20 protein-coding genes are annotated in these 21,753 nt (G+C 66.6%); 5 read left to right on the forward strand and 15 right to left on the reverse strand.

All coding sequences use genetic code 11. The annotated features are described in order from the left end of the window. Nucleotides 1-15: 15 nt before the first annotated feature. The 7 genes from ubiB to B7P44_RS14995 form a co-directional block, all read right to left on the reverse strand. Nucleotides 16-1,593 carry a ubiquinone biosynthesis regulatory protein kinase UbiB gene (ubiB, locus tag B7P44_RS14965; RefSeq protein WP_084905416.1) on the reverse strand — a complete coding sequence of 526 codons (1,578 nt, stop codon included), beginning with the start codon at nucleotides 1,591-1,593 and terminating at the stop codon, nucleotides 16-18. A gap of 12 nt (nucleotides 1,594-1,605) precedes the next feature. Beyond that, complete coding sequence (locus B7P44_RS14970) at nucleotides 1,606-2,232, reverse strand: ubiquinone biosynthesis accessory factor UbiJ (protein WP_059612112.1); 627 nt, start codon at nucleotides 2,230-2,232, stop codon at nucleotides 1,606-1,608. 146 nt (nucleotides 2,233-2,378) lie between these two features. Continuing rightward, nucleotides 2,379-3,389 (reverse strand): Tim44 domain-containing protein, encoded by a 1,011-nt coding sequence (locus tag B7P44_RS14975; RefSeq protein ID WP_084906702.1) that lies wholly within the window; start codon nucleotides 3,387-3,389, stop codon nucleotides 2,379-2,381. 41 nt (nucleotides 3,390-3,430) lie between these two features. Further along, nucleotides 3,431-4,162, reverse strand: a complete 732-nt coding sequence (ubiE, locus tag B7P44_RS14980) for a bifunctional demethylmenaquinone methyltransferase/2-methoxy-6-polyprenyl-1,4-benzoquinol methylase UbiE (protein WP_084905418.1) — start codon at nucleotides 4,160-4,162, stop codon at nucleotides 3,431-3,433. Between the two features lie 52 nt (nucleotides 4,163-4,214). Continuing rightward, nucleotides 4,215-4,628, reverse strand: a complete 414-nt coding sequence (locus tag B7P44_RS14985; protein ID WP_084905420.1) for a gamma-butyrobetaine hydroxylase family protein — start codon at nucleotides 4,626-4,628, stop codon at nucleotides 4,215-4,217. Further along, entirely contained in the window at nucleotides 4,625-5,068 is a 444-nt protein-coding gene (locus B7P44_RS14990; protein WP_084906705.1) for an HIT family protein, read from the reverse strand. Before B7P44_RS14990 ends, B7P44_RS14985 begins: the two co-directional genes overlap by 4 nt. Nucleotides 5,069-5,099: 31 nt before the next feature. Further along, nucleotides 5,100-9,125, reverse strand: coding sequence for a DUF3683 domain-containing protein (locus B7P44_RS14995; protein WP_084905422.1), 4,026 nt, complete (start codon nucleotides 9,123-9,125; stop codon nucleotides 5,100-5,102). 551 nt (nucleotides 9,126-9,676) lie between these two features. Between B7P44_RS14995 and ilvA the strand changes: the two genes are divergently transcribed. Together ilvA and queF are read left to right on the forward strand one after the other, a co-directional pair. Continuing rightward, complete coding sequence (ilvA, locus tag B7P44_RS15005; RefSeq protein WP_084905425.1) at nucleotides 9,677-11,200, forward strand: threonine ammonia-lyase, biosynthetic; 1,524 nt, start codon at nucleotides 9,677-9,679, stop codon at nucleotides 11,198-11,200. A gap of 11 nt (nucleotides 11,201-11,211) precedes the next feature. Next, complete coding sequence (queF, locus tag B7P44_RS15010; protein WP_084905427.1) at nucleotides 11,212-12,036, forward strand: NADPH-dependent 7-cyano-7-deazaguanine reductase QueF; 825 nt, start codon at nucleotides 11,212-11,214, stop codon at nucleotides 12,034-12,036. Between the two features lie 43 nt (nucleotides 12,037-12,079). On the opposite strand, the gene B7P44_RS15015 is transcribed toward queF, so the two are convergent. Together B7P44_RS15015 and B7P44_RS15020 are read right to left on the reverse strand one after the other, a co-directional pair. Next, nucleotides 12,080-12,703 carry a hypothetical protein gene (locus tag B7P44_RS15015; protein ID WP_084905429.1) on the reverse strand — a complete coding sequence of 208 codons (624 nt, stop codon included), beginning with the start codon at nucleotides 12,701-12,703 and terminating at the stop codon, nucleotides 12,080-12,082. A gap of 16 nt (nucleotides 12,704-12,719) precedes the next feature. Continuing rightward, on the reverse strand, nucleotides 12,720-13,073 hold the full coding sequence (locus B7P44_RS15020; protein WP_084905431.1) for a DUF1493 family protein: 354 nt from the start codon (nucleotides 13,071-13,073) through the stop codon (nucleotides 12,720-12,722). A 216-nt stretch (nucleotides 13,074-13,289) separates the two neighbouring features. Here B7P44_RS15020 and B7P44_RS36350 point away from each other — a divergent pair, with 216 nt between their 5' ends. After that, on the forward strand, nucleotides 13,290-13,520 hold the full coding sequence (locus B7P44_RS36350) for a hypothetical protein (protein WP_133117961.1): 231 nt from the start codon (nucleotides 13,290-13,292) through the stop codon (nucleotides 13,518-13,520). 110 nt (nucleotides 13,521-13,630) lie between these two features. Here B7P44_RS36350 and B7P44_RS15025 read toward each other — a convergent pair whose 3' ends face one another. The 4 genes from B7P44_RS15025 to B7P44_RS15040 form a co-directional block, all read right to left on the reverse strand. Then, the gene (locus B7P44_RS15025) at nucleotides 13,631-14,233 is read right to left on the reverse strand and encodes a peptidoglycan recognition protein family protein (protein ID WP_084905433.1); all 603 of its coding nucleotides are present in this window, start codon (nucleotides 14,231-14,233) and stop codon (nucleotides 13,631-13,633) included. A gap of 256 nt (nucleotides 14,234-14,489) precedes the next feature. Continuing rightward, nucleotides 14,490-14,876, reverse strand: coding sequence for a RidA family protein (locus B7P44_RS15030; RefSeq protein WP_084905435.1), 387 nt, complete (start codon nucleotides 14,874-14,876; stop codon nucleotides 14,490-14,492). 85 nt (nucleotides 14,877-14,961) lie between these two features. Next, nucleotides 14,962-16,443 (reverse strand): N-acyl-D-amino-acid deacylase family protein, encoded by a 1,482-nt coding sequence (locus B7P44_RS15035; RefSeq protein WP_084905437.1) that lies wholly within the window; start codon nucleotides 16,441-16,443, stop codon nucleotides 14,962-14,964. Nucleotides 16,444-16,445: 2 nt separating this feature from the next. Further along, complete coding sequence (locus B7P44_RS15040; RefSeq protein ID WP_084905439.1) at nucleotides 16,446-17,375, reverse strand: MurR/RpiR family transcriptional regulator; 930 nt, start codon at nucleotides 17,373-17,375, stop codon at nucleotides 16,446-16,448. Nucleotides 17,376-17,494: 119 nt separating this feature from the next. On the opposite strand from B7P44_RS15040, the gene B7P44_RS15045 reads away from it, so the two are divergent. Both B7P44_RS15045 and B7P44_RS15050 read left to right on the forward strand, forming a co-directional pair. Next, a complete protein-coding gene (locus tag B7P44_RS15045) occupies nucleotides 17,495-18,775 on the forward strand; it encodes an amino acid deaminase (protein WP_084905441.1) in 1,281 nt (426 codons plus the stop codon). A 174-nt stretch (nucleotides 18,776-18,949) separates the two neighbouring features. Beyond that, the gene (locus B7P44_RS15050) at nucleotides 18,950-19,531 is read left to right on the forward strand and encodes a DJ-1/PfpI family protein (protein WP_084905443.1); all 582 of its coding nucleotides are present in this window, start codon (nucleotides 18,950-18,952) and stop codon (nucleotides 19,529-19,531) included. Nucleotides 19,532-19,595: 64 nt separating this feature from the next. Here the strand turns inward: B7P44_RS15050 and B7P44_RS15055 are convergent, their stop codons facing one another. Together B7P44_RS15055 and B7P44_RS15060 are read right to left on the reverse strand one after the other, a co-directional pair. Further along, the gene (locus B7P44_RS15055; protein ID WP_084905445.1) at nucleotides 19,596-20,042 is read right to left on the reverse strand and encodes a MarR family winged helix-turn-helix transcriptional regulator; all 447 of its coding nucleotides are present in this window, start codon (nucleotides 20,040-20,042) and stop codon (nucleotides 19,596-19,598) included. Nucleotides 20,043-20,076: 34 nt separating this feature from the next. After that, nucleotides 20,077-21,672, reverse strand: coding sequence for an MDR family MFS transporter (locus B7P44_RS15060; protein ID WP_084905446.1), 1,596 nt, complete (start codon nucleotides 21,670-21,672; stop codon nucleotides 20,077-20,079). Between the last annotated feature and the right edge of the window lie 81 nt (nucleotides 21,673-21,753).

Consider the following 21,753-nt stretch of genomic DNA (forward strand, 5'->3'; position numbering starts at 1 on the left):
CTCCAGGCGGGTATGTCAGGCGCTGTACGCGAGCGCGAGCAGCACCCGCGCGACGAGCGCGCCGACGCCCACGGCCAGGCCGAAGATCAGCAGCGCCTGCAGCAGCCGGTTAGTGCGCTTCTGCTCGACCAGGATCTGCCGCATCAGGTCTTCGCTCGCGGCGCGCGGCGCGTCGTGGCGCGCGGCGATCGCATGGTGGATCAGGCGCGGCAGTTGCGGCAGCGTCTTGCTCCATTGCGGCGCCTCGACCTTGAAGCGCTCGTACCAGCCGCGCAAACCGATCTGCTCGGTCATCCAGCGCTCGAGATACGGCTTCGCGGTTTTCCACAGGTCAAGTTCGGGGTCGAGCGAGCGGCCGAGCCCCTCGACGTTCAGCATCGTCTTCTGCAGCAGCACGAGCTGCGGCTGGATCTCGACGTTGAAGCGACGCGACGTCGAGAACAGGCGCATCAGCACCTGGCCGAGCGAGATGTCCTTCAGCGCGCGGTCGAAATACGGCTCGCACACCGCGCGGATCGCGCTTTCGAGCTCCTCGACCCGCGTGTCCGGCGGCACCCAGCCCGATTCGAGGTGAAGCGTCGCGACGCGGTGGTAGTCGCGCTTGAAGAACGCGAGGAAGTTCTGCGCGAGGTAGTTCTTGTCGAAATCGGACAGCGCGCCGACGATCCCGAAGTCGAGCGCGACGTAGCGGCCGAACGTGTTCGGGTCGAGGCTCACCTGGATGTTGCCGGGGTGCATGTCGGCGTGGAAGAAGCCGTCGCGGAACACCTGCGTGAAGAAGATCTCGACGCCCTCGCGCGCGAGCTTCTTGATGTCGACGCCCGCCGTGCGCAACGTTTCGACCTGGCTGATCGGCACGCCGGACATGCGCTCCATCACGAGCACGGTCGACGTCGAGAAATCCCAGAACATTTCCGGCACCAGCAGCAGATCGAGGCCCGCGAAGTTGCGGCGCAGCTGGCTGCCGTTCGCCGCCTCGCGCATCAGGTCCAGCTCGTCGTGCAGGTACTTGTCGAATTCGGCGACGACCTCGCGCGGCTTCAGGCGCCGGCCGTCGGCCCACATGCGCTCGGTCCACGTCGCGATGTCGCGCATCAGCGCGAGGTCGGAATCGATGACGGGGAGCATGTTCGGGCGCAGCACCTTCACCGCGACCGCCTTGCCCGCGTGCACGCCCTGCTTGAGCTTCGCGAAATGCACCTGCGCGATCGACGCGCTCGCGACCGGTTCGCGCTCGAATTCGTCGAACAGCTCGTCGACCGGCGCACCGAGCGCCTTCTCGACGAGCCCGATCGCGACCGACGACTCGAACGGCGGCACCTGGTCCTGCAGCTTGGCAAGCTCGTTCGCGAAATCGACCGACAGCAGGTCGCGGCGCGTCGACAGCACCTGGCCGAACTTCACGAAGATCGGGCCGAGGCTTTCGAGCGCGCGGCGCAGCCGCACCGCCGGCGGATCGGAATAGCGGCGGCCGATCGTCGTGATCCGCAGCAGCAGCTTCACGCGCCGGTCGTCGATCCGGGACAGCATCACCTCGTCGAGACCGAAGCGGATGACGGTGTAGAGAATTTTGATGAAACGGAAAATGCGCATGCCCGGCGGCCCTCAGTGCGCGCCGCGCGGGCTGCCGCCCGTGCGCGCGCCAATTTTTTGTTCGAGTCGCTCGACCCGCTTCTCGACCCGCGCGAGCGCGTCCCGCGCGCGCGCCAGTTCGGCGTCGAGGTCCGCGAGCGATGCACGCCGGACGACTTGCGGTTTCTCGTCGAGCCAATATTCGACGACAGAATCGAGCACGTTGCGGCCGGTGCGGCGCGCGCGCGCGCCGGCGTCGCGCACGACCGTCGCGATCCGGTGCGCCGCCGCGTCGCCGACCAGCTTCGCGAGATCTTCTTCCGGCTCCCAGCGCAGGTGCTCGGCCAGCTTCGCGATCTGCGTCGCGAACTCCGCGTCGCCCTCGATCTTCACGTGCTTCATCACGGCCGCCTGCCCGCCCTGCAGGAACGCGGCCACGGTGTCGCCGGCCAGCGCGATCGACACGTCGACGTGCTGCGCGTCCTGCGCATCGACCGCGGACAGGTAGCCGTCGGGCTGCACCAGCAGCGTGAGCGTGACGGGCGGCACGTCGAAGCGGGCGGTCTTGCCCGCGTAGGGAATCAGGCGGTCACGCGCCCAGGATTCGCGCGCGAGCAGGTGATTGACAGCAGCAGCAAAAGGCTTGGCGGCAAAGGTCATCGGACTGGGAAAGAAAAACCCGCGCGGACCGGACGTCCACGCGGGTTTCTATTGTAACGTCGGATCGGGTGAGACCCGTGTCCGAGCGCAAGCCCGAGCGGCAAGCGGTCGCAGCAGCGGGCCGCCCGCCGACGCTCAGTGCGTGCTCAGTGGGTATTGAGCTGCTGGATGCCCGCGAGCAACCAGCCCTGGCTACCCGACTTCGTCAGGTTCCACACCTCGTCGAACGGCGCGGCCGGCGCATTCGCGGCCTCGCGGATCAGGCCGTGGAAGCGCACGCTCGCCGACTGCTCGATGCCGCGGTCCTCGATCGCGACCAGCTCGGCGTCGAGCTGCACGACGTCGGTCTGGTTCGCTTCGTTGCCGCGCGAATCGAGGTCGATCTTGATCTCGGCGAACATCTCGGGCGTCGTGAACTCGCGGATGTCGGCCAGGTTGCCCTGGTCCCACGCAGCCTGCAGGCGCACGAAGTAGACCTTCGCGCTGCGCAGGAACGCTTCGGTGTCGAAGCCGGCCGGGACCTGCAGCGGCGCCGCTGCGGCGCCCGCCGCGGCAGCCGCCGCCGGCGCGCCGCCGCCGAACACGCCTTGCGCTTCGTTCGCGTAGCTGCTGCCGTTGCCGGCCTGGAACGACGGACCTTGCGAATAGTTGCCCGATGCCGACGCCGAGCCGCCGACCGAGTACGCCGGCTCGTTCGAACGGCGGCGATTCATGAACTTGCGGATCAGCCAGATGCCGATCGCCGCGAGCAGCGCGATCACGATCAGGTTCGACATCATGCTGGCGAACGCGCCGCCGAGGCCGAAGTGCGACAGCAGCGCCGCGATGCCGAGACCGGCCGCGAGGCCGGCGATCGGCCCGAGCCAGCGCGAGCGGTTGGGCTGCGCGGCGGGCGTCGGCGCGGCCGGGTTCGCGCGCTGCGCCTGCGACGGCGCGGCCTGCTGCATCGGCTGCTGCGCGGGCGGCGTCGCCTGGCGCTGCGTGACGGTGGAGTTCTGGCGGCCGATGCTGCGCCCGCCGCCCATGCGCCGGGCTTCGGCGTCGAGCGATGCGAACGTGCCGGCCGTGAGCAGGCCGACCATCAGCAGCGTGCCGACCCGTCGAGCCCACGGCTTCGACGGCTTGCTACGGTTGAACAACGAACGCGATTGGGACATCAGCATCTCCAGATGTAAGGCAAATGTATGGAAAGAACCCCTTAATACTTGGTTCCAAGGTGTAAAGCTACCACGCCACCTGACAAATTGTAATATTTGACGGCATCGAGGCCCGCTTGTTCCATCATTGTCTTCAGCGTGTCCTGATCGGGATGCATCCGGATCGATTCAGCAAGATACCGGTAACTGTCGGCATCTTTCGCGAACTTGTCGCCAAGCCACGGTAATACTTTGAAAGAATACAGATCGTACGCTTTTTTCAGCGGCTCCCAGACTTTCGAGAATTCGAGCACCATCACGCGGCCGCCCGGCTTCGCGACGCGGCGCATCTCGGCGAGCGCGGCATCCTTGTGCGTCATGTTGCGCAGCCCGAACGCGACCGTGACCACGTCGAAGTAGTTGTCCGGAAAGGGAATTTTCTCGGCGTCGCACAGGAGCGACGGCGTCACGACGCCCTTGTCGAGCAGCCGGTCGCGGCCGACCCGCAGCATCGATTCGTTGATGTCCGTGTGCCAGACCTCGCCGGTCGGCCCGGCGGCTTTCGCGAACGCCTTGGTCAGGTCGCCCGTGCCGGCCGCGATGTCGAGCACCTTGTAGCCCGGGCGGATGTTCGCCTGCGCGATCGTGAACGCCTTCCATGCGCGGTGCATGCCCGCCGACATCAGGTCGTTCATCAGATCGTAGTTGCTCGCGACCGAATGGAACACACCCGCCACTTTCTTCGCTTTATCGTTTTCCTCGACGCTTTCGAAGCCGAAGTGGGTTTTGCTCATCGCGTTGATCCTCAGTAAATGGCAAGACGGCGCCGAGAGCCGGCGCCGTCGTTCAGTGGCAGTGGCCGTGCGGCGTGCCCGCCGCCGGCATCGGGGCGTCACGCTCGACGCCCGCCGCCTGCAGTTTGTCGAAATAGTCGCGCCAGAGCGCATCCTGCTGCGTCGCCAGCTGGTACAGCAGGTCCCACGAATAGATGCCGGTCGAATGACCGTCGGAGAAGGTCGGCTGCAGCGCGTAGTTGCCGACGCCCTCGAGCGCGGTGATCGACACTTCGCGCTTGCCGGTCTGCAGGGTTTCCTGGCCGGGCCCGTGGCCGCGCACCTCCGCCGACGGCGAGTACACGCGCATCAGCTCGAACGGGATCCGGTAGTTCTCGCCGTTCGGATACTGCAATTCGAGCACGCGCGACACCGCGTGCACGACGACGCCCGACGGAATCGGGGTCGTGGAAGTCAAACCGCTCATGATTGCCTCGAATCGGTCACTCGTTGAATCTCTTCACGCACCGCATTGTGCAACAGCGTGGCCTGCGCGGCGCGCGAGCGCAGCAGCGCCTCGGATACGCTGCGCTGCCGCGGCGCCCAGACGGGCTGCGGGAAATGCGCGTCGTTCGAGAAGCGCGGGATCACGTGCCAGTGCACGTGCGGCACCATGTTGCCGAGGCTCGCGAGGTTCACCTTGTTCGGCTGCATCACGCGCCGCACCGCGCGCTCGACCGCGCAGACGACGTCCATCACGCGGGCGCGCTCGGCGTCGCCGAGGTCGGAGAACTCGGCGACGTGCGCGCCCCAGATCACCCGGCAAAAGCCCGGGTAGTCGTGCTCGCCCGTCGCGAGGACGACGCGCAGCGCGTCGTCCTGCCAGAGCACCTCGCCGCCGTCTTCACGGCAAAACACGCATTCCATCGTCGCTCCCAGTCGTGCGGTCATGCCCGCATTAGACCAGCACGCGCTCGATCCCGCCATTGTTTGCGCGTGCGACGTAGTCGACCATCCAGTTCTCGCCGAGCACCTGGCGCGCGATCTCGACGACGATGTAGTCGGCTTCGATGTTCGCGTCCTCGTTGTAGCGCGACAAGCCCTGCAGGCACGACGGGCAGCTCGTCAGGATCTTCACGTCCGCGCCGCCATTCATGGCAGGGGCCGGCGCCGGCGCGTCGCCGGCCACGACCGGGATGCTGCGCAGTTTCGCCGCGCCCTTGCGGATCTCCTCTTCCTTGCGGAAGCGGACCTGCGTCGACACGTCCGGCCGCGTGACCGCGAGCGTGCCCGACTCGCCGCAGCAGCGCTCGTTCTTCTCGATCTTGTAGCCGTCCTTGTCCGAGCCCATCAGCTCGTTGACGAGCTTGACCGGGTCCATCGTCTTGATCGGCGTGTGGCACGGGTCGTGGTACATGTAGCGCGTGCCCTTCACGCCGTCGAGCTTCATCCCCTTCTCGAGCAGGAACTCGTGGATGTCGATGATCCGGCAGCCCGGGAAGATCTTGTCGAATTCATAGCCGGCGAGCTGGTCGTAGCAGGTGCCGCACGACACGACCACCGTCTTGATGTCGAGGTAGTTCAGCGTGTTCGCGACCCGGTGGAACAGCACGCGGTTGTCGGTGACGATCTTCTCGGCCTTGTCGTACTGGCCCGCGCCGCGCTGCGGATAGCCGCAGCACAGGTAGCCCGGCGGCAGCACGGTCTGCACGCCCGCTTCCCACAGCATCGCCTGCGTCGCCAGCCCGACCTGCGAGAACAGGCGCTCGGAGCCGCAGCCCGGGAAGTAGAACACCGCTTCCGAATCGACGGTCGTCGACTTCGGGTTGCGGATGATCGGCACGATCTTGTTGTCCTCGATGTCGAGCAGCGCGCGCGCCGTCTTCTTCGGCAGGTTGCCCGGCATCTTCTTGTTGACGAAGTGGATCACCTGCTCGACGACGGGCGGCTTGCCGGTCGTGGCGGGCGGATGCTGCGTCTGCTTCGTCACGACCTTCTTCAGCATGTCGTTCGCGAAGCGCTGCACCTTGTAGCCGACGCCCATCATCACGCCGCGCGCGGCGTTGATCGTCTGCGGATTGGTCGCGTTCAGGAAGAACATGCCCGCGGCCTGGCCCGGGTTGAACTTCTTCTTGCCCATCTTGCGCAGCAGGTTGCGCATGTTCATCGTCACGTCGCCGAAGTCGATCTTCACCGGGCACGGCGTCGCGCACTTGTGGCAGACCGTGCAGTGGTCGGCCACGTCGTTGAACTCGTCCCAGTGCTTGATCGACACGCCGCGGCGGGTCTGTTCCTCGTACAGGAACGCCTCGACCAGCAGCGACGTCGCGAGGATCTTGTTGCGCGGGCTGTACAGCAGGTTCGCGCGCGGCACGTGGGTCGCGCACACCGGCTTGCACTTGCCGCAGCGCAGGCAGTCCTTCACCGAATCGGCGATCGCGCCGATGTCGGACTGCTGCATGATCAGCGACTCGTAGCCCATCAGCCCGAAGCTCGGCGTGTACGCGTTGCGCAGGTCCGCGCCGTCGAGCAGCTTGCCCTTGTTGAAGCGGCCGTTCGGGTCGACGCGCTGCTTGTACGCGCGGAATTCGGCGATCTCGTCGTCGGTCAGGAACTCGAGCTTCGTGATGCCGATCCCGTGCTCGCCGGAGATCACGCCGTCGAGCGAACGCGCGAGCGTCATGATGCGCGCGACCGCCGCGTGGGCGTCCTGCAGCATCTCGTAGTTGTCGGAGTTGACCGGCAGGTTCGTGTGGACGTTGCCGTCGCCCGCGTGCATGTGCAGCGCGACGAACACGCGGCCGCGCAGCACCTGCTTGTGGATCGCCTGCGCCTCGTCGAGGATCGGCTTGAACGCGCCGCCGTTGAAGATCGCGCGCAGTTCCGCGCGGATCTCCTGCTTCCACGAGATCCGCACCGTGCGGTCCTGCGTGATGTGGAACACGTTCACGCCCGGCTGCGCGTCGACGCGGTCCGCGAACTTCTCGGTGAGCGCCTCGTAGCCGAGCTGCACGAGGTAGTGCTGCGCCTCGCGCAGCGGCTGGTCGAGCCGGTCGCGCACGAATTCCCAGCGTGCGCGCACGCGCTTGAGCAGTTCCAGCGCCTGCTGCACGCGGTCTTCCAGCAGCTCGGCGCTCGGGATCTCGTTCGCGTCGTCGGTCTTGCCGAGCGGCAGGTTGCCGTTCGTGAAGAACGCTTCCAGCGCGTCGACGAGCTGCAGCTTGTTCTTCAGCGACAGCTCGATGTTGATCCGCTCGATGCCGTCGGTGTACTCGCCCATCCGGTTCAGCGGGATGACGACGTCCTCGTTGATCTTGAACGCGTTGGTGTGCTTCGCGATCGCGGCCGTGCGGCTGCGGTCGAGCCAGAAGCGCTTGCGCGCCTCGGCGCTGACCGCGACGAAGCCTTCGCCGCTCTTGCCGTTGGCCATCCGCACGACTTCGGACGTCGCGTGCGCGACCGCGTCGGCGTCGTCGCCGACGATGTCGCCGATCAGCACCATCTTCGGGAACGCGTTGCGCTTGCTCTTCGTCGCATAGCCGACCGCGCGCAGGTAGCGCTCGTCGAGGTGCTCGAGGCCGGCGAGGATCGCGCCGCCCTGCTTCGACGTCTCGAACAGGTAGTCCTTGATCTCGACGATGCTCGGGATCGCCTCGCGCGCCTGGCCGAAGAATTCGAGGCAGACGGTGCGCGTGTGCGCGGGCATCTTGTGCAGCACCCAGCGCGCGGACGTGATCAGGCCGTCGCAGCCTTCCTTCTGCACGCCCGGCAGGCCGGCGAGGAACTTGTCGGTGACGTCCTTGCCGAGGCCTTCCTTGCGAAACCGGCGGCCCTCGATCTCGAGCATCTCGCTCTTCAGCAGCTTCTCGCCCGGCGCATACGCGCCGTCGAACCACTTCAGCTCGAAACGCGCGACCGGGATGTCGTGGATCTTGCCCTGGTTGTGCTCGTGGCGCGTGACTTCGAGCCAGTTGCCGTCGGGGTCGACCATCCGCCACCAGGCCAGGTTGTCGAGCGCGGTGCCCCACAGCACGGCCTTCTTGCCGCCCGCGTTCATCGCGACGTTGCCGCCGATGCAGGACGCGTCGAGCGAGGTCGGATCGACCGCGAACACGTAGCCGGCCGCTTCGGCCGCCTCGGTCACGCGGCGCGTGACGACGCCCGCGCCGGAGAAGATCGTCGGCACCTTGTGCGCCACGCCCGGCAGCTCGGTCAGCTCGACCGCGCCGAGCTGCTCCAGTTTTTCGGTGTTGATCACCGCCGAGAACGGCGTGAGCGGCACCGCGCCGCCCGTGTAGCCGGTGCCGCCGCCGCGCGGGATCACCGTCAGGCCGAGTTCGAAGCAGGCCTTGATCAGGCCCGCGATTTCCGCTTCGGTGTCCGGGGTCAGCACGACGAACGGGTACTCGACGCGCCAGTCGGTCGCGTCGGTCACGTGGGACACGCGCGACAGCCCGTCGAAGCGGATGTTGTCCTTCTGCGTGCAGCGGCCGAGCGCCTTGGTCGCGCGGCGGCGCAGCTCGGCCATCTTGTCGAATTCGTCCGCGAACTCGTCGACCGCGCGCTGCGCGGCGGCCTCGAGCATCCCGACGCGCACCGCGCGCTCGCGGCCTGCGTCGTCCTGGTGCGCGGTAAGGTCGGCATGGCGGCGCTTCTCGATCTCGCCCAGGCGGTGATTCAGCGCCTCGATCAGCAGCGCGCGGCGCTTCGGGTTGTCGAGCAGGTCGTCCTGCAGGTACGGGTTGCGGCGCACGACCCAGATGTCGCCCAGCACTTCGTACAGCATCCGGGCCGAGCGGCCGGTGCGGCGCTCGGCACGCAGCTCGTCGAGCACGGCCCAGGCTTCCTCGCCCAGCAGGCGAATCACGATCTCGCGATCGGAGAACGAGGTGTAGTTGTACGGGATCTCGCGCAGGCGGGGTGCGGGGTCGGCGGCGACGGCAGCAGCCGCGCCATGCGGATCGAAAACTTGTGGTGCGTTCATGTTCGGACGACTCGGAGGGCCGAAACACCGGGCAACGGGCGTCGGCAAGCGCGTGGGCGCAATCTTGGGGAAATCTGTTCTAGTACCAGGCGGGCAACTGCGTTGCATGGAACCGGAGCAAGCGCTGAAGCGCCCACTCCGGTCGACACGGCCTGGCGGCGCTCGGAGCCATCAACACGATCGCGCGCGGCGCGCATGCCGTTCCGCCGCGGGGCTGGCTGCGCGCGGCGACGGCTTCAAAAGGGCGATCCGAGGGTGCCTCTGCATCTTCCGATCCTTGATTCAAAACGGAATTCTAACCCATGATCGGGCCTCGCGTGAGACCCGGGACCAGCCGTGTGGATATCAGCGGAAGGCCCGCCGGCCGGGGCCCGAAGCGGTTTCGGGCCGCCATTCGCCGTCCGGCCGGTCGGTAACCGGCCGGTTAAGCCCGCCGGGCCGTCGTTGCATCGCCGCAAACGTACTCGACACGCATGCATTCCGTATGAAAACAGACCCCAGGCGCTATCATTGATCTTTTACGTCTGCATCCGCACTGCACGCGAGCGCCCATGGCATCCCACGATTATCTGAAGAAAATCCTCACCGCGCGCGTCTACGACGTCGCGATCGAGACAGAGCTCGAACCGGCCCGCAACCTGTCGGCCCGGCTGCACAACCCCGTCTACCTGAAGCGCGAGGACAACCAGCCGGTGTTCTCGTTCAAGCTGCGCGGCGCGTACAACAAGATGGCGCACATTCCGCCCGACGCGCTCGCGCGCGGCGTGATCACCGCGTCGGCGGGCAATCATGCGCAGGGCGTCGCGTTCTCGGCGGCCCGGATGGGCGTGAAGGCCGTGATCGTCGTGCCGGTCACGACGCCGCAGGTGAAGGTCGACGCGGTGCGCGCGCACGGCGGCCCGAGCGTCGAGGTGATCCAGGCGGGCGAGTCGTACAGCGACGCGTACGCGCACGCGGTCAAGGTGCAGGAGGCGCGCGGCCTCACGTTCGTCCACCCGTTCGACGATCCTTACGTGATCGCCGGCCAGGGCACCATCGCGATGGAGATCCTGCGCCAGCACCAGGGCCCGATTCACGCGATCTTCGTGCCGATCGGCGGCGGCGGACTCGCGTCCGGCGTCGCCGCGTACGTGAAGGCGGTGCGCCCGGAGATCAAGGTGATCGGCGTGCAGGCCGAGGATTCGTGCGCGATGGCGCAGTCGCTGAAGGCGGGCGAACGCATCGAGTTGGCCGAGGTCGGCCTGTTCGCGGACGGCACCGCGGTGAAGCTCGTCGGCGAGGAAACCTTCCGGCTCTGCAGCGAATATCTCGACGGCGTCGTGACGGTCGACACCGACGCGCTGTGCGCGGCGATCAAGGACGTGTTCCAGGACACCCGCAGCGTGCTCGAGCCGTCCGGCGCGCTCGCGGTCGCGGGCGCGAAGCTCTACGCGGAGCGCGAAGGCATCGAGAACCAGACGCTCGTCGCGGTCACGTCCGGCGCGAACATGAACTTCGACCGGATGCGCTTCGTCGCCGAGCGCGCCGAGGTCGGCGAGGCGCGCGAAGCGGTGTTCGCGGTGACGATCCCCGAGGAGCGCGGCAGCTTCAAGCGCTTCTGCTCGCTCGTCGGCGAGCGCAACGTCACCGAGTTCAACTACCGGATCGCCGATGCGCAGGCCGCGCACATCTTCGTCGGCGTGCAGATCAAGCGCCGCGGCGAATCGGCGGAGATCGCCGCGAACTTCGAGTCGCACGGCTTCCGGACCGTCGACCTGACGCACGACGAGCTGTCGAAGGAGCACATCCGCTACATGGTCGGCGGCCGCTCGCCGCTCGCGCTCGACGAACGGCTGTTCCGCTTCGAATTCCCGGAGCGCCCGGGCGCGCTGATGAAGTTCCTGTCGTCGATGGCGCCTGACTGGAACATCAGCCTGTTCCATTACCGCAACCAGGGCGCGGACTACAGCTCGATCCTCGTCGGCCTGCAGGTGCCGCAGACCGACCGCGCGGAATTCGAGCGTTTCCTCGCGGCGCTCGGCTATCCGCACGTCGAAGAGAGCGGCAACCCGGCCTATCGCCTGTTCCTGTCCTGAGCGAGCCCATCATGAATCCCGAACACTCCCCGCTCGGCAAGGCAACCGTCTACGCGAACCAGTACGACGCGTCGCTGCTGTTCCCGATCCCGCGCGCCGGCGCGCGCGCGCAGATCGGCATCACGTCGGCGCTGCCGTTCTTCGGCACCGACATCTGGAACGCGTACGAGCTGTCGTGGCTCAACGCGCGCGGCAAGCCGCAAGTCGCGGTCGCGACGTTCTACGTGCCGGCCGAATCGCCGAACATCGTCGAATCGAAGTCGTTCAAGCTGTATCTCGGCGCGTTCGCGCAAACGAAGTTCGAGTCGATCGATGCGGTGCGCGACGCGCTGAAGCGTGACGTCTCGGCCGCGTGCGGCGCGAGCGTTTCCGTGCAGCTCGTGTCGCCGCACGATTTCGGCAAGCTCGAGATGGACGAGCTCGACGGGCTGTCGCTCGACCGGCTCGATCTCGACACCGACATCTACGAGCCCGATCCGTCGCTGCTGACCGCCGCGCACGACGAGGCGCCGGTCGAGGAAACGCTCGTGTCCGACCTGCTGCGGTCGAACTGCCCGGTCACCGGCCAGCCAGACTGGGGCAGCGTGCAGATCCACTACGTCGGGCCGCAGATCGACCACGCGGGCCTGCTGCGCTACATCATCTCGTTCCGCAATCACACGGGCTTTCACGAGCAGTGCGTCGAGCGGATCTTCCTCGACATCCTGCATGCGTGCAAACCGGTGAAGCTCGCGGTGTATGCGCGTTATACGCGCCGTGGCGGGCTCGATATCAACCCGTTCCGCACGAACTACAACCAGCCGATGCCGGATAACGCGCGGACGGCGCGGCAGTAAACGAAGTGAAGCCGGCGGGCATTTCGCGGCCCGCCAATGCAGACTACTTGCGGAAAAAGCGTCTCCGCGGACGCCAATCGATGCCGTGGCCGTCCAGTAGGCGTCTGAGTCGGCGGACTTCGCTCCCGAGCGCCACAAGCATCACGGCCATCACAACGGGCATCACCCACTCACCCGCATACCGGAAGGTCGCCCACGCAATACCCGCGAAGACGACGCCACAAATCAGAAGCGCGACGCGATCTGCGATCCGACTCATGCTGTTGCCTGTTGCGCGAGGCTCATCACGCGGTAGTGGTGCCGAGCTGTTCCCAGGGCAAACAGTTCCGGGGGCGAAGCCAGATGCCGCGCCAGCGCACCGACCTCGTGGCGCTGGCGGCCACGCGCGGCGCTCACGCACCGGTACCGGCGGCAGACCGCCGAAGGTGCGCGCGAAGCCGTTCTCGATATAGGCCAGCAGGCGCGTCAGCGTGTCCTGGTTTTCGTAGAGGTCGGCAAGCACGTCCTCATCCAGCGAATCGGGATCGATACGCTCAATGTGATCGAGCCGCAGGCGGATGATCTCCATCAACACGGCCCATTCGCCGATCAGCATCGGCAGGGTCATGTCACCGTGGCCATTCCTCTGATCGTTTACGTTCATGTCGCCGCCATCGGTTGCACACATCTGCAATCTCAGCCTTTCACGACAGCTCGGCCAATCGCCGGGCGTCCCATTTCCTTTCGACGGCGGCGCGGTACAGCATTGCAAGCGTGATCGATTCCCGCTTGAGGCCGTGCGGCTTTCGAAGAACCCAACGCTGGAACAGCGAATAGAGCAGTCCCTCGCCTTCCATCAGAAAATATCTGTGGAAATCGAAGTCGCCCGTATCGACGGCAAAACGTTCGAAAAAGAGACCCATGAAATCGTTGGCTTCGTCGCCGGTTTGGCCAAGATCCTCCCAAAGCCTCGTGGCGGCGGATAGCGGCGCGGATTTTCCGAGCCCCGCCTCTGATCTGACGAAGGCTTCGATCTCGTCCCAACGCACGTTTTCCATCAGAACACCTTGTCCTCTGGCTCGCGTCGAAATCGACGAGCCGGCAAATAATGTTCCGCGTGCCCCGGATGTCGATCCTTGAGCGGCCTAAGATCGATCAGCAAACTCGTATTGAGCAGCATCCCTCTAATTCGGCGCGAACACGTTGGCTCGGCACTTCGGACAATACAGGTAGCGTGTTCGGCCATCGGGCATGGAAACGAGACCGCGCCTTGCTTGGTCTATCCTCCATTTCGCCACACCACCATTCGCAAGATAGGCTTTGCCTTCGGCATAGCAATTTGCAGCGTCCAACTCATGGCTGTATTCCCGTTCGGTGACGCGGTTCGCGCGCTTAAAAAACGCGCTGACATCCGCCTGTCGAAGAACGAACGCGCGACACGTATCCGCCGTTTCGTACCCGCTGATATCAGCCGACCACGCACCGTTTTTGGTGATCTTGATTGACTCCGGCGCGACAGTGAGTCCTGTCTTGCTGGGCGACAAGCGATCGGATAGCGTGCCCGCAACCGCGCTGTGGTTTAGCAGGAGTGCCAAGGTCAAAGCTGCGATCCGAGTCACCATTGCACCCTCGCTGCCTCTGTATCGTTCTTTCGTGATACCGTTGGGTGGCGAAAGACCTCTGCCATCGGGACGTTCAGTGTTATCGAAAGTTCATGAATGAGCCATCGAAGCGAGTCATTCTGAGCTTCTGGCGCCGCGACGTAGGTTCGTCGCTCTGGAACGGGTTCGTCGAGCGGTAGAGCTTCACCGACTAATTCCACGCCAATGCTATCTGTATTGGAAGGGTAACGATCCGGGACCGCCTTGCGCATCTCCCGCCGGTTTTCGCCACGCGGGTCAAAACGGCGAAGTTGCTCCAGTTCGACTGGCGTGCAACGCATTTCCGCAACACAGCGCGCCTTGACACGGCCGACATGCCAAGTCTGCTTCTTCAAAGATGCCGTCTGATAAATCGTTCCATCCTTGTCGATCAAAAAATGCGCCCCGTTAGCAGACGGATTCTGATAGCTATTGAAAGCAGATGCCGCAGTTGAACCACCGGTTTGATGGACGATAACTCCACTAATCACCTGCATCGCACCGCGCTCGATCTGGGTCTTCCTGACCCGCACCACACGCGAACTAACAATCATCCCATTGGAGTCAATCGAAAGCATTTATCCCTCGGCTCAATTATGACGAGTGCTACCGTCACATCGTAGGGCGTTCGCAAAACTCAGTAATATCGGGATACCCTATATCAAAACTACTTCCATCAATCAGGCCTGCAACCCCGCCGGGCAAGGCGCTTCAAATTTCTTCCGGCACAAAGAACCGTATCGAATTGCAAAATACAAGTGATTGCCAGTTCACTTTCGCTCGACCCATGCGCGACGGCATGCAAACCCGCGCGCATGGGTCCGCCGGATACGCTTACGCGCCTGGCGCCTTGTACGCGATGCAATCGACCTCGACCTTGCAGTCGATCACCATGCTCGACTGCACGCACGCGCGCGCCGGCGGATGCTCGCCGAAGTACGAGATGAACACTTTATTGAACGACGCGAAATCGCGCGCGTCGTCGAGCCACACGCCGCAGCGCACGACGTGCTCGAGGCCGTAGCCGGCTTCCTTCAGGATCGCGATCACGTTCTCGATCGTCTGCTTCGACTGCGTGACGATCCCGCCTTCGACCACCTCGCCGTTGACCATCGGCGTCTGGCCCGACACGTACAGCCAGCCGTCGGCCTCGACCGCACGCGCAAACGGCATCACCTGCCCGCCCGTCCCCTTCGCTTCGCCTACGCCATATCGCTTCATCGTTTCACTCCTGTTTCGGTTGCCAATGCGCGCGCCGGACACGACGCACGCCGAAAAAATTCGCGGATGGATGACCGCGCAATGCTCAGAACGCCGCGTCGGCCGCCGCCTGCGCCCGCACCCCGCGCGTGACGAACCCGCCCGCGCGTTCGCCGGTCGGCTGGCCGTCGCGGTAGGTCAGCACGCCGTTGACCCACACCGCGTCGATGCCGTGCGCGGGCTGCTGCGGCTTGTCGAAGGTCGCCGCGTCGATCACGCGCTCGGGATCGAACAGCACGAGATCCGCGTGGAAGCCCACGCGCACCTCGCCGCGCCCCGCAAGCCCGAAGCGGCGCGCGGACAGCGACGTCATCTTGCGGATCGCCTCCTCGAGCGGCAGCAGCCCGGTGTCGCGCGCGTAATGCCCTAGCACGCGCGGAAACGCGCCCCACAGCCGCGGATGCGGCAGCGGATCGTTCGGCAGGCCGTCCGAGCCGACCATCGTCGCCGGATGCGACAGGATCCGGCGCACATCGTCCTCGGACATGTTGTGGTACACGGCGCCGGCCGGCCGGATGCGCTGCGCGGCTTCCTGCTCGGTCACGCCCCACGCGGCCGCGATCGCCTTCAGCAGCTTGCCCGCCACTTCCGGATGCGGCTCCGACCACGTGATCGTGATGTCGATGTCGCCCGTCACCTGCTTCAGGTCGAGCGTCGACGAGCTGCGGCTGTACGGATAGCAGTCGCAGCCGACCGGCTGGTAGCGGCGCGCGCCTTCCAGCGACGCGAGCACCTCGGTGCTGCGGCCCCAGTTCGACGGGCCCGCGCATTTCAGATGCGAGATCACGACCGGCACCCGCGCGTGGCGGCCGACGCGATACGCCTCGTCCATCGCGTCGAGGATCGCGTCGAACTCGGTGCGCATGTGCGTCGTGTACAGCGCGCCCGCGTTCGCGAGCGGCTCGGCGAGCGCCATCACCTCCTCGGCCGGCGCCGCGAACGCGGAGCCGTACGCGAGGCCCGACGACAGCCCGAGCGCGCCGTGCGCGAGCGCCTCCTCGAGCTGCGCGCGCATGCCGGCGATTTCCGCGTCGGTGGCCGCGCGGTCGAGACGGTCCATCTGGTTGTTGCGCAGCGCGGTGTGGCCGACGAGCGCGGCGACGTTGACGGCCGGCCGCGCGTCGTTCACCGCCGCGACGTAGTCGGCAAAGGTCGGGTACCGGAACGCGCCGCGCTCGCCGAGCAGGTTCATCGGGTCGGGCGGATCGCCCGCGAGCGTCACCGGCGACGCGCTGATCCCGCAGTTGCCGACGATCACGGTCGTCACGCCCTGCGTGATCTTCGGCAGCATCTGCGGCGAGCGGATCACGTGCGTGTCGTCGTGCGTGTGCACGTCGACGAAGCCCGGCGCAAGTGCGCGGCCGTTCGCTTCGACGACCTCCTCGGCCAGCCAGTTCGACAGATTGCCGATCGCGACGATCGCGCCGTTGCGGATCGCGACGTCGCGCTCGACGGGCGGCGCGCCGGTGCCGTCGTACAGCTGCGCGCCGACGATCAGCGTATCGGCGGCTTCGGGATGCGAATGCATGGTCAGTCTCCTAGCGGTTGGCGGTCTCCGCCGCCGCGGTGCGCATCGAGCGCATGCTTGACGCGGCGCAGCGATTCGCGGCACGCGTCGCCGAGCCGCAGCGCGACCTCGGTGACGAGCACGTCGATGGCCATCATCATCGCGTAGCGCGAGGTCGACGGCTTGTAGATGAAATCGGTTTCGAACGCGACGACCGGAATCAGGTGGTCGGCGAGCTGCGCGAGCGACGACGCCGGCGCGGTCACCGCGATCAGCGGCGCGCCGTAGCGCTTCGCGAGCGCACAGCTTTCCAGCAGTTCCGGCACGCGCCCGCTCACCGACAAGGCGACCACGACGGAATCGCGCGACGCCGTCGCCGCGACCATCCGCTGCAGCACGCTGTCCTGGTAGCTCGCGACCGGCCGGCCGAAGCGCACGAGACGAAAGCGCAGCTCGTCGGCGAGCGCGGTCGAGCCGCCGCCCTGCCCGTACACGTAGATCATCCTCGCGCCGGCGAGCAGGTCGGCGGCCGCGTCGAACGACGTCTGGCGCAGCAGCTGGTGGTTGTGCGCGAGCGCGACCTGGATCTCGTCGTAGACGACCGATGCCGGATTCGCGTCATCCTCGCCTGCGCCGTCGGACGGCGCGAGAAAGCGCTGGCCGACCGCCGCCGCCTGCGCGACGAGCAGCTTCAGCTCGCGCACGTCGCGGCAGCCGACCGCCTTCGCGAAACGCGTGACCGTCGCGACACTCACGTCCGCGTCGCGTGCGAGCGTGCCGATGCTCGCATGCGCGGCGCGCGCGAGATCGGCGAGGATGAACGCGGCCACCTTGCGCTCGGCGTCGCGCAGCTCGGGCGCGCATTCGGCGATCCGGGCGACGATGTCGACGCCAGGCTGGGCGGCAGGGCCGGCAGCCGGCGCGACGGAGGATGTAGTGGCGGACGAATTCATCTGCGGGAAAGGGTGCGGCGCACCATGTTACTAAATAACATTACCGCGCCGATGCTACTTTCTGTACCATCGGCATGTCAACTTCGGCGCAATGCATATCAATGATGGAGCGGGATGACATGAAAGTTACAAACTATCAGGATGCGACGATCGATCCGTTCGGCAAGGGGCTCGGCATCGTGCCGAGCGCAAGTGTGCCGCTCGGCGAAGCAGGCCGCCTCGAGTGGAACCTGCTCGCGGAGGACGTCAGCCTGCCGGCCGCGGTGCTGTACGAGGACCGCATCGAGCACAACCTGAAGTGGATGCAGGCGTTCGTCGAGGAATACGGCGTCAAGTTCGCGCCGCACGGCAAGACGACGATGGCGCCGCAGCTGTTCCGCCGCCAGCTCGACGCCGGCGCGTGGGGCATCACGCTCGCGACCGCGCACCAGACGCAGGCCGCATATCACGGCGGCGTGCGGCGCGTGCTGCTCGCGAACCAGCTGGTCGGCCGCCACAATATGACGATCATCGCGGGGCTGCTGTCGGATCCCGACTTCGAGTTCTTCTGCTGCGTCGATTCCGCCGACGGCGTCGACCAGCTCGGCCGCTTCTTCGGCGACGCGAAGAAGTCGCTCAACGTGCTGCTCGAGCTCGGCGTGCCGGGCGGCCGCACCGGCGTGCGCGACGCCGCGCAGCGCGACGCGGTGCTCGCGGCGCTCGCCCGCTATCCGGACACGCTGAAGCTGGCCGGGATCGAACTCTACGAAGGCGTGCTGAAGGAAGAAGGCGAGATCCGCACGTTCCTGCAGGGCGCGGTCGCGCTGACGCGCGAGCTCGCCGCCGCCGGCCGCTTCGCGCGCACGCCGGCGATCCTGTCCGGCGCGGGTTCGGCATGGTACGACGTGGTCGCGGAGGAATTCGCGAAGGCGTCCGGCGCGGGCTTCGCGGAAGTCGTGCTGCGCCCGGGCTGCTACCTGACGCACGACGTCGGCATCTACAAGAAGGCGCAGACCGACGTGTTCGCGCGCAACCCGACCGCGCGCAAGATGGGCGAAGGGCTGCTGCCCGCGCTGCAGCTGTGGGCGTACGTGCAGTCGGTGCCGGAGCCGACCCGCGCGATCGTCGCGCTCGGCAAGCGCGACTCGGCGTTCGACGCGGGCCTGCCCGAGCCGGCCCGGCATTTCCGCCCGGGCCGCGACAGCGCGCCGCGCGACGTCGCCGCAAGCGAAGGCTGGGCGATCACCGGCCTGATGGACCAGCACGCGTACCTGCAGATCCCGCCCGGCGCGGACGTGAAGGTCGGCGACATGATCGCGTTCGACATCTCGCACCCGTGCCTGACGTTCGACAAGTGGCGCCAGCTGCTCGTGCTTGATCCGCAGTTCCGCGTGACGGAAGTGGTCGAGACGTTCTTCTGACGGACGCTGCTCGCCATGGCCGGTCGCCCCGTTTTCGCAGCGGGGCGGCCGTCACGCCGGATTCAACGACGCGGGAGTACACTGCGCTTTCGTCCTGATCCCACCCTCAACTTTGCATGGGACCCGAGCAAGCGCTAAAGCGCCCGCTCCGGTCGATGCAGGAAGGAGAAAGCCGTGGCCGCGAAGAAGATCCTGCTCCTCACCGGCGATTTCGCCGAAGACTACGAAACGATGGTGCCGTTCCAGGCACTGCAGGCCGTCGGCCACCACGTCGACGCGGTCTGCCCGGGCAAGCGCGCGGGCGACAAGATCAAGACCGCGATCCACGACTTCGAGGGCGACCAGACCTACACCGAAAAGCCCGGCCACCAGTTCACGCTGAACGCGGCGTTCGACGACGTCGACGCCGCGCGCTACGACGCGCTCGCGATCGCCGGCGGCCGCGCGCCGGAATATCTGCGGCTCGATCCGAAGGTAATCGCGCTCGTGCGCGCGTTCGCAGCTGCGGCCAAGCCGATCGCGGCGATCTGCCATGCGGCGCAGTTGCTCGCCGCCGCGGACGTGATCCGCGGCAAGCGCATCTCGGCCTACCCGGCCTGCGCGCCCGAAGTGAAGCTCGCGGGCGGCGAATATGCGGACATCCCGGTCGATGCGGCGGTCACCGACGCACCGTTCGTCACCGCGCCCGCGTGGCCCGCGCATCCGGCCTGGCTCGCGCAATTCCTCGCGCTGCTCGGCACGCGCATCGAGCTGTAACACCGCACGCCGGCGAAGCCGCTGGCCGCGCGCCGCTAGCCGCTGGCCGCACGCCCCTGCCCGCTCAGCGCGCCGTCGGCGGCGTGCCGACGTCGGCGATCCGCTCCTCGAGCATCGCCAGCGCGCCGGACAGCGCCGTCAGCACGTCGTCCGGCAGCCGCGCGACCGTCTTGTCGATGAACACCCGGCGGCGCGGCAGGCTCGCCTCGAACGCCGCACGCCCGTCGGCGGTCAGCTTCACGTTCGTCACGCGATTGTCGCGCTCGTCGGATTCGCGCTCGATCCAGCCAAGCGCGTCGAGCGCCTTCAGCTGGCGCGTGAGCGCGCCCGGGTCGATCCGCAGAATCTCGACGAGCCGCTTCTGCGACGACGCCCCACCCAGCGAATGCAGTGCGACCATGATGCGCCAGCGCGGCATCGGCTGGCCGACGTGCGCCTCGAACGCGGTCAAGAACGCGCGATACGTCCGTCCGAATTGCTGCAAGATCGCGACGCGGTCCTGTTCTTCCATGCGTTCAGTTCTAGTCGTTCAATCGGTTGATCGGTCAATCGGCCGCGACATGCGGCTCGATCTTGCGCCGCAGCGTGATGGGCGGCACGCGGCGGCACTGCCACACCGCATACACGGCCACCACCGCCGCCACGGCGACGCCCAGGTGAATCGCGCTGACGAGCGATTCGCGGGCGGCTTCCAGCAGCAGCGCGCCATTATGCCCGCCGCGCGTCAGCTCGCCTATGAGACCAGCCTGCGCCGCGCGGTCGATCAGGATCTGCGGATCGGCGAGCTGCGCGTGCCATTGCAGCGCATGGTCGGCGCCGAGCGCGTCGCGCACGCCGCCCGCGTACATCTGGCTGACGAGCGTGCCCGTCAGCGCGGTGCCGACCATCCCGCCGACCATCCGCAGCGACTGCAGCAGCGCGGTGGCGATGCCGAGGTGCTCGCGTCCGGCGGTCTGCTGCGCGAACACCGTCAGGTTCGGCAGCACGAAGCCCAGGCCGACGCCGCCCGCGACCATCAGCGCCATCAGCAGCCAGCGGGGCGTCGTATGCGTCGACACGACGACGCCGACGCACGTGATCGCGAACAGCACGAAGCCGACGTGCAGCATCGCATTCGGATTGCGGATGCGGGTGACGACGCGGCCGTTCATGATGCTGCCGATCGTGATGAACACGACGAGCGGCGTGATGACGAGCCCCGCTTCCCGCGGCGACATGCCGAACCCGCCCTGGAACAGCAGCGGCGCGTAGAACAGCAGCGAGAACATCGAGAAGCCGGCGAGGATCGCGAGCACGAACAGCGTGGACAGCGCGCGATTGCCGAACATGTCGAACGGCAAAATCGGCTGCGCGCAGCGCTTCTCCCAGCGCCACAGCCCGACGCCGGCGGCGAGCGCGACGCCGAGCAGCAGCGTCGGCCAGCCGAAGACCCCATGCTTCGGCAGCCATTCGACGAACAGTTGCAGCGCGCCGAGCGACAGCGCGATCAGGACTGCGCCCGGCCAGTCGAGCCGCATCTTCCGGTCGTGCTCGACCTGCCGCAGGTGCGGCAGGTAGCGCCACACGAACAGCAGCGACAGCAGGCCGACCGGCAGGTTCACGTAGAACACCGAGCGCCAGCCGAGGGACTGGGTCAGCACGCCGCCGAGCGACGGTCCGATCGCATTCGCGATGCCGAATGCGGAACTCATCATCACCTGCCAGCGCAGCCGCACGACGGAATCGGGGAACAGGTCGGGAATGCACGCGAACGCGGTGCCGACCAGCATCCCGCCGCCGATCCCCTGCAGGCCGCGCGCGAGCACGAGGGATAGCATGTCGTTGGCCATCCCGCACAGCACCGACGCGCCCGTGAACAGCACGATCGACGCGATCACGAACGGCTTGCGCCCGTAGTAGTCGCCGAGCCGCCCGAAGATCGGCACGGTGATCACCGAGCTGAGCAGGTACGACGTCGCGACCCACGCATACAGGTCGAATCCCTTCAGTTCGGCAACGATGGTCGGCAGCGCGGTGCCGACGACGGTCTGGTCGAGCGCGACGAGCATCGTCACGAACGAGATGCCGATCATCGCGAGCAGCGATTCGCGGAACGGCAGCACTTGCCCGCTCGAATGGTGGGCGGAGGTGTGGACGGCCATTTTTTGATGAAACAACTTTTGACAAGTCAAAGGATTGGAAAATTTTAGCACGCGTGGAGTAACCTAAGCCCCGGCCGACGC

It is taken from the genome of Burkholderia ubonensis subsp. mesacidophila (assembly GCF_002097715.1).
GTDB classification, from domain to species: domain Bacteria; phylum Pseudomonadota; class Gammaproteobacteria; order Burkholderiales; family Burkholderiaceae; genus Burkholderia; species Burkholderia mesacidophila.

What these genes read in the sequence shown, in the direction of transcription:
- B7P44_RS15060 (WP_084905446.1), bottom strand. Translation starts at nt 21,672, where the DNA reads ATGGCCGTCCACACCTCCGCCCACCATTCGAGCGGGCAAGTGCTGCCG.
- B7P44_RS14985 (WP_084905420.1), bottom strand. Translation starts at nt 4,628, where the DNA reads ATGAGCGGTTTGACTTCCACGACCCCGATTCCGTCGGGCGTCGTCGTG.
- queF (WP_084905427.1), top strand. Translation starts at nt 11,212, where the DNA reads ATGAATCCCGAACACTCCCCGCTCGGCAAGGCAACCGTCTACGCGAAC.
- B7P44_RS14970 (WP_059612112.1), bottom strand. Translation starts at nt 2,232, where the DNA reads ATGACCTTTGCCGCCAAGCCTTTTGCTGCTGCTGTCAATCACCTGCTC.
- B7P44_RS15040 (WP_084905439.1), bottom strand. Translation starts at nt 17,375, where the DNA reads ATGAATTCGTCCGCCACTACATCCTCCGTCGCGCCGGCTGCCGGCCCT.
- B7P44_RS15015 (WP_084905429.1), bottom strand. Translation starts at nt 12,703, where the DNA reads ATGTGTGCAACCGATGGCGGCGACATGAACGTAAACGATCAGAGGAAT.
- B7P44_RS15055 (WP_084905445.1), bottom strand. Translation starts at nt 20,042, where the DNA reads ATGGAAGAACAGGACCGCGTCGCGATCTTGCAGCAATTCGGACGGACG.
- ubiB (WP_084905416.1), bottom strand. Translation starts at nt 1,593, where the DNA reads ATGCGCATTTTCCGTTTCATCAAAATTCTCTACACCGTCATCCGCTTC.
- B7P44_RS14990 (WP_084906705.1), bottom strand. Translation starts at nt 5,068, where the DNA reads ATGGAATGCGTGTTTTGCCGTGAAGACGGCGGCGAGGTGCTCTGGCAG.
- ilvA (WP_084905425.1), top strand. Translation starts at nt 9,677, where the DNA reads ATGGCATCCCACGATTATCTGAAGAAAATCCTCACCGCGCGCGTCTAC.
- B7P44_RS15025 (WP_084905433.1), bottom strand. Translation starts at nt 14,233, where the DNA reads ATGCTTTCGATTGACTCCAATGGGATGATTGTTAGTTCGCGTGTGGTG.
- B7P44_RS15020 (WP_084905431.1), bottom strand. Translation starts at nt 13,073, where the DNA reads ATGGAAAACGTGCGTTGGGACGAGATCGAAGCCTTCGTCAGATCAGAG.
- B7P44_RS14975 (WP_084906702.1), bottom strand. Translation starts at nt 3,389, where the DNA reads ATGTCCCAATCGCGTTCGTTGTTCAACCGTAGCAAGCCGTCGAAGCCG.
- ubiE (WP_084905418.1), bottom strand. Translation starts at nt 4,162, where the DNA reads ATGAGCAAAACCCACTTCGGCTTCGAAAGCGTCGAGGAAAACGATAAA.
- B7P44_RS15045 (WP_084905441.1), top strand. Translation starts at nt 17,495, where the DNA reads ATGAAAGTTACAAACTATCAGGATGCGACGATCGATCCGTTCGGCAAG.
- B7P44_RS15030 (WP_084905435.1), bottom strand. Translation starts at nt 14,876, where the DNA reads ATGAAGCGATATGGCGTAGGCGAAGCGAAGGGGACGGGCGGGCAGGTG.
- B7P44_RS15035 (WP_084905437.1), bottom strand. Translation starts at nt 16,443, where the DNA reads ATGCATTCGCATCCCGAAGCCGCCGATACGCTGATCGTCGGCGCGCAG.
- B7P44_RS14995 (WP_084905422.1), bottom strand. Translation starts at nt 9,125, where the DNA reads ATGAACGCACCACAAGTTTTCGATCCGCATGGCGCGGCTGCTGCCGTC.